12 protein-coding genes and 1 pseudogene are annotated in these 11,356 nt (G+C 68.1%); 10 read left to right on the top strand and 3 right to left on the bottom strand.

Annotated elements, in window-relative coordinates; all coding sequences use genetic code 11:
- Nucleotides 1-2,252 (top strand): transposase (locus tag EJK15_RS63035; RefSeq protein WP_240777991.1); only part of this gene is annotated, 2,252 nt, incomplete at its 5' end.
- 156 nt (nucleotides 2,253-2,408) lie between these two features.
- Here EJK15_RS63035 and EJK15_RS63040 read toward each other — a convergent pair.
- The gene (locus EJK15_RS63040; RefSeq protein WP_138719879.1) at nucleotides 2,409-3,329 is read right to left on the bottom strand and encodes an AraC family transcriptional regulator; all 921 of its coding nucleotides are present in this window, start codon (nucleotides 3,327-3,329) and stop codon (nucleotides 2,409-2,411) included.
- Nucleotides 3,330-3,554: 225 nt separating this feature from the next.
- Between EJK15_RS63040 and EJK15_RS63045 the strand changes: the two genes are divergently transcribed.
- Together EJK15_RS63045 and EJK15_RS63050 are read left to right on the top strand one after the other, a co-directional pair.
- The gene (locus EJK15_RS63045; RefSeq protein WP_206062075.1) at nucleotides 3,555-4,289 is read left to right on the top strand and encodes an NADP-dependent oxidoreductase; all 735 of its coding nucleotides are present in this window, start codon (nucleotides 3,555-3,557) and stop codon (nucleotides 4,287-4,289) included.
- Between the two features lie 138 nt (nucleotides 4,290-4,427).
- Nucleotides 4,428-4,754 (top strand): annotated as a pseudogene (locus tag EJK15_RS63050) (DUF6069 family protein); the annotation flags it as partial.
- Between the two features lie 178 nt (nucleotides 4,755-4,932).
- Here EJK15_RS63050 and EJK15_RS63055 read toward each other — a convergent pair.
- Nucleotides 4,933-5,436, bottom strand: a complete 504-nt coding sequence (locus EJK15_RS63055; protein ID WP_138719881.1) for a MarR family winged helix-turn-helix transcriptional regulator — start codon at nucleotides 5,434-5,436, stop codon at nucleotides 4,933-4,935.
- Between the two features lie 109 nt (nucleotides 5,437-5,545).
- Here EJK15_RS63055 and EJK15_RS63060 point away from each other — a divergent pair, with 109 nt between their 5' ends.
- Entirely contained in the window at nucleotides 5,546-5,986 is a 441-nt protein-coding gene (locus EJK15_RS63060) for a MarR family winged helix-turn-helix transcriptional regulator (protein WP_138719882.1), read from the top strand.
- Between the two features lie 72 nt (nucleotides 5,987-6,058).
- Nucleotides 6,059-6,472 (top strand): nuclear transport factor 2 family protein, encoded by a 414-nt coding sequence (locus EJK15_RS63065; protein ID WP_138719883.1) that lies wholly within the window; start codon nucleotides 6,059-6,061, stop codon nucleotides 6,470-6,472.
- 208 nt (nucleotides 6,473-6,680) lie between these two features.
- Here EJK15_RS63065 and EJK15_RS63070 read toward each other — a convergent pair whose 3' ends face one another.
- Nucleotides 6,681-6,902 (bottom strand): hypothetical protein, encoded by a 222-nt coding sequence (locus EJK15_RS63070; protein ID WP_138719884.1) that lies wholly within the window; start codon nucleotides 6,900-6,902, stop codon nucleotides 6,681-6,683.
- A 190-nt stretch (nucleotides 6,903-7,092) separates the two neighbouring features.
- On the opposite strand from EJK15_RS63070, the gene EJK15_RS63075 reads away from it, so the two are divergent.
- The 5 genes from EJK15_RS63075 (at nucleotide 7,093) to EJK15_RS63095 (ending at nucleotide 10,849) form a co-directional block, all read left to right on the top strand.
- Entirely contained in the window at nucleotides 7,093-7,971 is an 879-nt protein-coding gene (locus tag EJK15_RS63075; RefSeq protein ID WP_138719885.1) for a haloalkane dehalogenase, read from the top strand.
- Nucleotides 7,972-8,266: 295 nt separating this feature from the next.
- A complete protein-coding gene (locus EJK15_RS63080; protein ID WP_138719886.1) occupies nucleotides 8,267-8,878 on the top strand; it encodes a recombinase family protein in 612 nt (203 codons plus the stop codon).
- A 67-nt stretch (nucleotides 8,879-8,945) separates the two neighbouring features.
- Nucleotides 8,946-9,473 carry a hypothetical protein gene (locus EJK15_RS63085; protein WP_138719887.1) on the top strand — a complete coding sequence of 176 codons (528 nt, stop codon included), beginning with the start codon at nucleotides 8,946-8,948 and terminating at the stop codon, nucleotides 9,471-9,473.
- 127 nt (nucleotides 9,474-9,600) lie between these two features.
- Nucleotides 9,601-9,867, top strand: coding sequence for a recombinase family protein (locus EJK15_RS76925; RefSeq protein WP_138719888.1), 267 nt, complete (start codon nucleotides 9,601-9,603; stop codon nucleotides 9,865-9,867).
- Nucleotides 9,868-9,991: 124 nt separating this feature from the next.
- Nucleotides 9,992-10,849 (top strand): MBL fold metallo-hydrolase, encoded by an 858-nt coding sequence (locus tag EJK15_RS63095; RefSeq protein WP_138719889.1) that lies wholly within the window; start codon nucleotides 9,992-9,994, stop codon nucleotides 10,847-10,849.
- The last annotated feature ends 507 nt before the right edge of the window (nucleotides 10,850-11,356 follow it).

Consider the following 11,356-nt stretch of genomic DNA (forward strand, 5'->3'; position numbering starts at 1 on the left):
CCCTGAAGCAGCTCCCAGCGATCAAACTAATCAACGGCCTCACCCGCGCCATAGAAGAACCGACGTCGGCGGGCAACCCGCACCCATTTTCCCGCCTGAGCGGCGTCCCGGCAGGGACAGGGGAACTAATCACCACGGTGCAGCGGATCAACGCCCGCGCCGACACCCGCGTGACCGAGGAGTTCGTCGCCGAGCTCAAGCGCGTCTCGGGCAAGGAGAACATCCTGTTCAAGATGACCCAGGCGGCGCTGGAGGCGCCGGAGGAGACCATCAGCGAGGCGATCTACCCGGTGGTGCCCGGCGGGGTGGACACGCTGGTGGCACTGTGGCACGAGTACCAGGCAAAAGGCAGCACCTACCGCCAGCATCGGCAGCGGGTGTTCAAGGCCTCCTACACCAACCACTACCGGACCGGCCTCATTCAGATCCTGGAGGCGCTGGAGTTCGGGTCGACCAACACCGTGCACGCCCCGATGATGACCGCCCTGGCGCTGATCAAGCGGTACAAGAGCGAGCGCACCAACCACACCAAGTACTACGCCGTCGGCGAGACCGTCCCGGTAGAGAAGATCGTCCCGGCGGAGTTGGCCGAGCTGATGTACCGCACCGACAAGGCGGGCCGCCGGCGGATCCTGCGCAGCGTGTACGAGTGCGGGGTGTTCCAGACCCTGCGCGACAAGCTGCGCTGCAAGGAGATCTGGGTGCACGGGGCGCTCAAGTGGCGCAACCCCGACGACGACCTTCCCCAGGACTACGAGGAGCGCCGCGTGGAGAACTACGCCAAGCTCCGCAAACCGCTGGACGCCAAGCGGTTCACCGGCGAACTGATCGAGGAGATGGACGCCGAGTTGTCGGCTCTGCACGACGCGCTACCGAGCCTGCCGTGGCTGCAGATCGCCGAGCGTAAGAGGGGTGGCGCGATCCTGCTCACTCCGCTGGAGCCGCTTCCCGAACCCCGCAACCTGCGCAAGCTCAAGGCCGCGGTCCGCCAGCGGTGGGGCGTGGTGCCGTTGCTGGACATGTTCACCGAGACGGCGCTGCGCACCGGCTGTCTGGATGCCCTGATCCCGGCCGGGACCCGCATTGGCATGGAGCCCAGCGAGTTCCTGGAGCGGATGCTGCTGGTGATCTACGCCTACGGCACCGGCGCCGGGATTCGTTCGGTCGCCTCCGGTGAGCACTCCTATTCGGAGGAAGACCTGCGCTACTCCCGGCGTCGCTTCTTGTCGGTGGCCGGGGCGCGGCAGGTGGCCAAGGTGATCGCCAACGCCACCTTCGCTGCCCGCCAGTCCTGGCTGTGGGGCGAGGGGACGACGGCGGTGGCCTCCGACTCCACCCATTTCTCCGCCTTCGATCAGAACATCTTCACCGAGTACCACTCGCGCTACAAAAGGGCCAAGCGCGGTGTGCTGATCTACTGGACGGTCGAGACGGGCGGCTCGATGGCCATCTACAGCCAGCATCTGACCTGCTCGGCCTCCGAGGTGCATGCCATGGTCGAGGGCGCGATGCGTCACGAGACGAACATGACCGTCGAGACCAACTATGTCGATTCGCACGGCGCTTCGATCATCGGGTTCGGCGTGACCAGATTGCTGAACTTCGACCTAGTGGCCCGGTTCAAACAGGTCAACATCATGAAGCTGTACCTGCCGGGCAAGAGCGACCGCTTCGCCTACCCGCTGCTCGGCCCGGCGCTGACCCGCCCGATCCGCCCCGAGGTCATCGAGAACAACTACGACCTGATGATCAAGTACGCGACCGCGATCCGGCAGGGCACCGCCTCCACCGACGCCCTGCTGCGCCGCTTCACCGGCGAGACCACCCACCCGGCCTACTCGGCGATGTATGAGGTCGGCTGCGCTCAACGCACGATTTTCCTGGCTCGCTGGCTACGAGATCGCGATCTTCAGCACGAGACCGAGTCCGGGTTGAACGTGGTGGAGAACTACAACGGGGTCAACGACTACATCAGGTTCGGCAAGCGGGGTGAGCTGGCCTCCAATCGGCGCGAGGAGCAGGAGCTGGGCATGCTCTGCTTGATGATCTTGCAGAGCTGCCTCGCCTACATCAACACTTTGATGATCCAAGACACCGTGGCCGAGCCCGCGTGGGCCGATGTCCTGACCGACGTCGACCGGCGCGGCCTGACCCCGCTCTTCCACACCAACATGACGCCGTACGGGACCGTGCAGCTTCGACCCGACCGGCGGCTTGACCTGACCGGGCCACCACCCGCTCCGGAAGGCTGATGTGACAGGGAAGTGACGATCCCCTGTCACATCGAGAGTTCTTGAGGCGTTTCCACCAGAGGGCGTTCACGAGTAGGTCTGACGTGGGAGACGGGAAGGGTTGCGAAGATCGCTTCCCGCCGAAAGAGTGATCGTTTCCCGGTTTGCGGGTCCTCTTCACGCGGCCTGGCGTCGATAGCGGCCGGGGGCTGTGCCGTACTCGCGTTTGAAAGCGTTGGCGAAGGAGAACTCCGAGCCGTACCCCACCTGGGTGGCTACCTCGCTGAGGGGCGCGTCGCTCTCGCGGAGCATGCGGGCGGCCAGGGTCAGGCGCCACCAGGTGAGGTAGGTGAGGGGCGGCTGGCCGATCATTGCGGCGAAACGCTGGGAAAAGGCCGCGCGGGAGAGGCTGGCCTGGTCGGCCAGGGTCTTGACGGTCCACGGGCGAGCCGGGTCACGATGGAGTGCGGACAGCGCCGCGCTGATCGCGGGGTCGGCCATCGCGGTGGCCCAGCCGGGCCTGGGCTTGGCGGGCAGGTCGGCGAACCAGGCACGCAGGATGTAGATGAGCAGCGTGTCCAGCAGGGCCAGGACGACGGTGTCGGCGCCCATGTGCGGGCGTTCGACCTCGGCACCGAGCAGGTCCACCGCGGCGCGGAGCTCTGGGTGGTGGCCGAGCCGGGCCGGCAGGTGGAGCAGGTCGGGCAGGTCCTGCAGCAGCGGATGGGCGCGGCCGGGGGCGAGCCGGTAGCCACCGCAGAGCGTCACGGTGACAGGCCCGTCTTGTCCGATGAAGTCGGAGACGAACAGGTCGCTGTCTTCGGTGGGGTCGCAGTAGGGCTCGGCCAGATCCCTGACCGGGCTGTCGGCCAAGCCGTACCCGATGCCGCGGGGAGCGAACAGCACGTCGCCGACTCCCAGCGCGACCGGATCACCAGAGGGCGGGATGAGCCAGCAGGAACCCTGAAGGATCACCTGGAACCCGGCCGAGCCCGGCACTGAGGGAAAACGCTGCCCCCAGGGGGCATGCCAGGCAACGCGGGCGGAGCTGGGCCGACCAGAACGCTTCACGGTGACCACATCACAGAGCAAATCCACAAGCAAAGACTATCTAGTATGAATTCCAGACTTCTAGGCATTAATCATCTGGCGCAACCGCTCTAGCGTTGAGCGCATGATGAACGCAGCGAGATTCACGCAGTACGGTTCCCCGGATGTCATCGAGCTCCACCAGGTACCCACCCCCGTCCCAGGCCCCGGCGAGGTGCTCATCAAAGTAGCCGCCACCTCGTTCACCCCACCGAGACGGCCCTGCGCTCGGGAATGCTGCAGACGGTGTTCCCCGTGGCGTTGCCGTACACCTTGGGCTGGGACGTCGCGGGCACCGTCGTCGACGGAGCGGGCGGATGGGCCGAAGGCGATCAGGTGATCGGCCGTCTGGACGCGGGCGGGACCGCGGCCGAATACGTCATCGCCAGAGCCGACGTGCTGGCCCCCGCACCGGCCGGCATCCCGTTGACGCGCGCGGCGGCGATCCCCGTGGCGGGCCTGACGGCCTGGCAGGCGGTGCACGAACAGGTGAAGGTAACGAGCGGCCAGCGGGTGCTGATCAACGGCGCCGGCGGCGGCATCGGCGGGTTCACGGTCCAACTGGCCAAACTCGCCGGGGCCTTCGTGGTCGCCACGGCCAGCGCCCGAAGCGCCGCCGTGGTCACCGCCCAGGGCGCCGACCAGGTCGTCGACTACACGGCCGGACCGCTGCCCGGCGGCATGGACGCGGTGATCAACCTTGCCCCGATCAGGCCCGAATCTGCTGCCGGGCTGGCCGAGCTCGTTCGCCCGGGCGGTTCGGCGGTATCGGTCGCCACCCCGATACCGGCCTATCCGCACTTCGTCACCCGCAACGATCCCGCGCAACTGCGCGAACTCGTTGCCCTCATCGACGCCGGCGCTCTGAGCCTCGACATCGCCCAGACCCTTCCCCTGTCGGAGCTGCCCGCAGTTCATGCCCGCAGCGAAGCAGGCCAGACCCGCGGAAAGATCATCCTCATCCCATGAACATCTCTATCCGGTACGGCAAAGCCGCCGCCGTCCTCGGCGCGACACTGGCCGCATGCGCGCTGTGGTCCATCGCCCACGTGTTGAACGTCGGCCTCGTGGTCGACATGCGCAACGGGCAACCGCCCACGCCGGTGGGCCTTGGCTCAGGTCGCGGGGTTCTCCCTCAGCCTGTCCCTGCTGGCGTGGGGCGTGCTTGCGGCGCTGGAGAAATACGCCAAGCACGGGAAAACCATCTGGCGGATCCTGGCCCTGACCGCCCTGGCCGCGTCCCTTCTCCCGATCATCGGCGTCGAGGCGTCCGCGGGAACGAAGATCGCGCTGTCGCTCATGCACGTGGCGGTCGCAGCCGTCCTCGTGCCGTTGCTGCCCCGACACGACAAGATCCCGATCGATCGCGATGATCAGATAGGGTCCCGTCAACTTCAGTCCAGCCGTTCCAAGAACGGCCCGAGGCGAGGATAGTGCTGATTTCGTGCTCGACTAGCTGAGCACGTCCATGTCAGAGGAGCAGCCCTCGACTCGCTGCTGACACGCCGCGGCCCTGGCAGTACGACAAGTACAAGGCGATCCGGCCCGCGTAGGTCTTCTCGGTGTTGAACGCCCGGCCCGCCCCGCGCACCCCGCCAGGGCTGGTTTCGTGTCAGGAGGTTGGGGGGTGCGGTGCCTGCTGGGTGTGGTGGTCCAGTAGGCGGGTGAGCAACTGCACGAACTGGTCGCGTTCGGCAGGGGTCAGCGGGGCGAGCAGTTCGTCGTGGAGGTCGTCCAGGACCTTGTCGAGGCGGCGCAGGTGGCGGCGGCCTTGGGCGGTGATCGTGATGACGTTGCGGCGGCGGTCGCCGGGATCCGGTGCCCGCCCGACGAGGCCGCGCTCGGCCAGTTCGTTGAGGAGGCCGACCATGTCGCTGCGGTAGATGCCGGTGCGCCGGCTCAGCGTCGCCTGGCTGGCCGGGCCGTGCTCGTGCAACGAGGCCAGCACCGCGTAGTGCCACTTGCGGGCGTCGACCTGGGCCAGCCCATCGTTCACCAGCCGGTCCGACTGCGTGGTCACGCCCGCCAGCAGGCGACTGGCCCGCCGGCGCAGCCTGTCGGGCGTCTTCGTCTCGCCGTCGTACGGCATGTCGGCGGCTTCGGCTCTGCTGGTCATGAAGCCGATCCTACCGGGTTGCGTTAGTCTGGCTAACGATGTAACTTCGTTCACGGCAGAAACGTTAGTGAAGCGAACGTTAATTACGAAAACGGATTGGAAGATCATCGTGACGACCGCAGCCCAGACCTTCAGTACCGCGCTCATCGGCCAGACCGAGAAAGCGCTCAACGCGATCCTGGACCGGCAGCTCGCCGGGACCGGCATCACCGAGCCCCAGTGGGTGACCCTCACGCTGACCGTGGTCGGCGGCGGGACCATCGACCGGGCCGAGCTCATCCACCGGGTCAGTGGCGCCACGCAGTTCAGCCAGGCGTCGGTGGCCGAACGCATCGCCGAACTGACCGCCGCAGGATTCCTGCGCGACGGCGGGGATGGCCGCGTCCAGGTCGCCGACGAAGGGCACAGGCGCTGGACGCAGGTCCGCACCGCGATCGGCCCGATCACCCAGGGACTGTGGGGCGACCTGCCGGCCGAGGACCTGGCCGCCGCAGGCCGCGTCCTGAGCACCGTCCTGGGCAGGGCCAACGCGGTGCTGGCCGCCCCCTGAACCCTTACTCCCCGAAACCCGCCACCCGGCACGAAGACAACATCGCCACCCTGCAGAACGAAAGAGGAAGTCATGTCCACAGACACTTTGATCGCCGACCGTATCGAGATCGCCGACCTGCTCACCCGCTTCGCGCTCCTGCTCGACGAGAAGCGGTGGGAGGACGCGGGCACCGTCTTCGCCGACGATGTGGCCGTGCACTCGCCCCGCGGGGGCGAACTCCACGGGATCGACAAAGTCGTCGACTTCATGCGCCAGAGCGAGGTCGAGGGGCAGGACGCCCAGCACACGACCACCGACCTCTTGGTGGACGTCGACGGCGACCAGGCGGCCGTCTCGGCGAACTCGACCGTGTACTACTACCGCGATGGCCAGGCACCCCACTTCACCGGCGGCCTGCGACAGCACTTCATCGCAGCCCGGACGCCGGCAGGCTGGCGTCTGCGCGAGGTGCGGATCACGCCCGCCTGGACACGCGAGAACTGATCTTCCGGGAGCTTGTGGACGTCGCAGGCGTGTGGCACATGTCTGACTACAAAGAGTCACCCATGATTGCCTCACGTCCCCTACTTGCCTGACAGCCCCAGATAATCCGTCAGGCAAGTTCCCAGAAGGTCACTTGCCTTACTTGCCTGCCGGTCCAGGAGGACCCCAGATAACTGCTGGAGCGCGCCCTGACCGGCACGGGCCTCACCTACCGCCACTGGGTCACCCTCAAGATCGCAGCGGTCAGCGGCCCGGCCGTCCCGCACCAGCAACTCGCCGCACGCGCCGCCGGAGCCCCGAAGACCGACGCCCAGGCGGCCGGCGAGTCCATCGCCCACCTGACCGCCGCCGCCCTGCTGGAGGTCCGCTCCGGCGCCGTCGCCCTCACCTCCCAGGGCCACGACCTGCACCAGCGGCTCAGCACCGCCATCGGCCAGACCATCTCCCGGCTCTACAGCGAGGTGTCCGCCGAAGACCTGCAGATTGCCGGACGCGTGCTGGCCGCCATCACCACCCGCGCCGACGCCGAACTCGCCACCGCCTGACCACCCGCCACCACCCGCACCACGCCGCCACCCGCACCACCGGCACCACCGGCACCACGCAAAGGAACGACACCCATGCCCGTCACCACCGTTCTTGACTCCCACATCCACCACATCGAGACCGGGGCCGGCGACCTGCCGGTGGTGTTCCTGCACGGCAGCCCCACCTCCTCACACCTGTGGCGCAACGTCATCCCGCACGTCGCCGACCGCGCCAGAGTCCTGGCCCCGGACCTGATCGGCATGGGCGCCTCCGGCAAACCCGACATCGCCTACCGCTTCGCCGACCACGCCCGCTACCTGGCCGCCTGGCTCGAGACCCAGAACCTGGACCAGATCGTCCTGGTCGGCCACGACTGGGGCGGCGCACTGGCCATGGACTGGGCCGCCCGCCACCCCGGACGGGTGCGCGGCATCGCCCTGCTGGAGACCTTCCTGCGCCCGCAGATGTGGGCCGAACTCCCGCCCGAGGTGGCCGAGCACTCCATCGCCCTGCGCACCCCCGGCCTCGGCGAGCAGCTGCTATTGCAGGACAACGCAGCCATCGAGTACGCCCTGCCGCACCCGTTCGCCATCCAGACCGGCCTCAGCCGCGAAGACCACGACGTCTACCGCGCCCCCTACCCCGATCCCGACTCCCGACTGCCCCTGCTGCAGTGGCCGCGGGAGATCCCCTTCGACCGCGAGCCCGCCGACGTCGCCGAACGCATGGACGCCTACGGCAGCTGGCTCGCCGACACCCCCACCGTGCCCAAGCTCCTGCTCACCGTCGACGACGGCGTCGGCATCGCCGCCCCCGAGATCATCGACTGGGCCCGCCGGACCGCCGCCGCCCTCGAAGTGGAGGGCATCGGCCCCGCCGGACACCAGGCACCCGAAGACCAGCCCGACGCCATCGGCCAAGCCATCGCCCACTGGCTGGACCGCCATCACCTCACCTCCCCGGCTCGCTGATCAGCGGCCACGTCTGACACACGCCGGGTTGTTCGCGCACGTTTCATCAGCGGTCGTACCTTGAGCCGTTGATCGATACAGGACCGCGGAACGCCGGCCTGACCCGGCCGTGGCATGTGGTCACCAACACCCCGGCACCTCCTCCGGAGGTGTCCGTTAGGGGTTCCTCAACCGGACTCCCGGGCACGCGATCGCGGAGATCATGGAGGCGCTGTTCGGCGAGCAGACTCGGCGTCTCAGATAGGTGGTCCGCGAAACTGTCCGGTGATGGGGGGCTAAACGGTACGGTTGGCGGGTGGGAGAACTCATCGGCTACGCCAGATGCTCGACCGTCGCCCAAGACCTCACCGCCCAGCGCGAGATCCTCACCGCCCTCGGCGTCGCCGACGACCGCATCTACCTCGACAAGGGCCTGACCGGAACCAACCGGGCCCGGCCCGGCCTCGACCAGGCCCTGGCCGCCGTCCGATCCGGCGACACCCTGGTGGTGCCCAAACTCGACCGGCTCGCCCGCTCGGTCCCCGACGCCCGCGCCATCGGCGACACCCTCGTCATCCGCGGGGTACGGCTATCGCTGGGCGGCAGCGTCTACGACCCGTCCGACCCGATGTCGAAGATGTTCTTCAACATGCTGGCCGTCTTCGCCGAATTCGAGGCCGACCTGCTGAAGATGCGCACCCGTGAGGGCATGGCGATCGCCCGCTCCCGCGGCCGGCTCAAGGGCCGGGCACCCAAGCTGACCGCGCGCCAGCAGGCCGAGCTGGTCCGCATGCACGCTACCGGCGACTACACCATCGCCGAACTGATGGAAGTCTTCTCGGTCGGACGGGCCACCGTCTACCGGGTCCTGAACCGTGCAGCCGACACCACCCCCGGTCACGCCGGCAACCCATCCGCGGGCCGCTGACATGCCAGAGCCTGCGCATGATGCCGTTCCCGAGCCTGGATGGTGGCTCGACGATCCAGAGCTGTGGGTGCTGCTGGCCTTCGAGGGCGGACTCAACGAAGAAGGGCTGCCGATCGACTACACCTCGCAGGACCGGCAACAGGTCCTGCACGACCTGATCCGGGAGCCGGGTCCGGCCGATCTCGACTTCGCGCGCTACCTGCTCGCCCAGGAGATCCACTCACACAGGCGCTCGTGGGGGTTTTGCCACAGCATCGAACTCGCGGTCCTTCTGGTGGCCGAGCATCGCCAGGTCGAGGATGTCTGGCTCCTACACGAGGCCGTCTACGCCAGCATCGACACCTGGGGAATCCTGCCCCACCGGCTGCTCTACGCCGCAGGAATCGAACGCACCCGGCATTACGTCGCCACCAGCGACCACCCTCGCCAGGACGCGCGTCGAGCAGCTCTTGACGGACCGTCGTGGCCACTACCGCCACCTCATCGAAGAAGGCGGCGGACCTTGATCAGTACAGACAGATTCGGCTCGGCGTGCACACGAGTACGGATGTTTGTGCAGATGACTCCGGAAATCGACCCAGCAGAAACCGCGTAAACGCCGGATCCCGTTCCGGTCCAGTAGCGGCCGAGGTGGTCACTCCGGCAAGCTCTCAAGCGCCCCGCTACCTGGGCCAACTCGCTCGCGTGTACTTGGTGACAGCGTCCTTAACGACAGGTCAGCCATGTTCGGCGCCTTCGACGAGTTCCTCCGGGAGCTCATCGTCGAGGGCACCCTCGAAGGGCTCGCCTCGGCCCGAGCGCGCGGACGCGTCGGCGGGCGCCCACCGGCCCTGGACGCTCACGGCGTGGAGATGGCCCGCGCGTTGTACGAGATGAAAGGCGACGACGGCAAGCGCCGCTACACCGTCCAGCAGATCGCCGACCGGCTCGGCGTCAGCCGCGCGACCATCTACCGCCACCTCGATCCCGACAAGCCGGTCCCGGCGTAGGAGGAGCACAGTGCTGCCCTCGATCACCTACTCGTACAGACCGGGGCCCGCGAGCGCAGCACGTTCAGGAGCCGGTGCTGGGGCGAGTCACCACCCGCGTGCAAGGCATGGCAAGATCGCGGCCATGTCCCTCAGCGTTCCCCGCCTCCGGATCGGCTCGACCGAGATCATTGCCCTCGCCGATGGTGAGGGCCCATTCTTCTCCCCGCGCGCCGAGGCCTTCCCCGAGGCCACGGCCGCTCAGTGGGCCGAGGCCGACCGCTACGACCCGGGCGCGGTCGACGCCGAGGGCCGCTGGCGGCTCCAGTTCCGCGCGTACGCGATCCGCAGCGACAAGGGCCTCACCATCGTGGACGCCGGGATCGGTCCAGCGGACAGCCCGGCCGGCTCGTGGGCGCCCGTGCCCGGTGCGCTCCCCGAGTCGCTCGCCGCCGCGGGCATCGACCCGGCCGAGGTCGACACCGTGGTGCTCACGCATCTGCACACCGACCACGTCGGATGGGCGGTCGTGACTGAGGCGGCCGTCCCATCAGCGGGCGGCGCCCCTGCGTCCGGCAGCGCGACCAGCGACCGCCGCCCCTACTTCCCGAACGCCGAATACCTGCTCCAGCGGGCCGAGTTCGACGCCCTCGACGCGCTCAACCCGCAGCTTCGCGAGACCCTCACCGACCCCCTCGTGGCGGCCGGTCGGCTCCGGCTCCTCGACGGGGACACGCCGCTGCGCGCCGGGCGCACGGTCGCCACCCCCGGTCACACGCCCGGGCACCAGAGCGTGCTGGTCGCCGACGGGCGCGAGCTGGCGCTCGTCACCGGCGACCTCCTGGTGCACGCGCTCCAACTGCTCCACCCCGAGCTCGCCTACTCGCACGAGATCGACCCTGAGGCGGCCAGGCACTCAAGGAAGCGCATGCTCGGCCGCGAAACCGCCACCACGCTGCACCTGGCGACACCGCACCTTACGGAGCCGTTCATCTCGGCGTGATCGCGTCCGTGTCCGCGCGCATCGAACACGGTCAGCTCGCGCGGGTGCGTGCGCATGTGCGAGGGAGCCTCCACTGCCGCCCGGGCCCGCCAAGACGCGGGGGTCAGTACTGGCTACTGGCAGAGAGATTTGGAACGGAATCCGGCGTTAACGGGGTTCTCCCAGGTCAGTGAAACCCCTGCTGTTGCGGCCTTCCGGACGTGGTTAACGCCGGATTCCGTTCCATTGCGGGGCTGATAATGATCACGGTGCGGGGGGCAGCCCCGGGCCACCAACATGGTCGAGTCCGGGGTTGAGGAACCTGCGGACAGCCGTTGGCGGTACCCGCGAGTAACTTGGCGGGATGCTTAGGCGGGGTCGTCCTGCGGTTGATCATTTCCGTTCAAGATCTGGACTTATGGCGTGTTTCCGAGTGCGAGACCTGCCTGCCGCGGCTGAGTGAATCGCAGCATGTTGCCGGAGGGATCGAGGAAGGCGCAGTCGCGGACGCCGTCGGGCTGGTTGATC

The sequence above is a fragment of the Nonomuraea basaltis genome (assembly GCF_005893125.1).
GTDB classification, from domain to species: domain Bacteria; phylum Actinomycetota; class Actinomycetes; order Streptosporangiales; family Streptosporangiaceae; genus Nonomuraea; species Nonomuraea basaltis.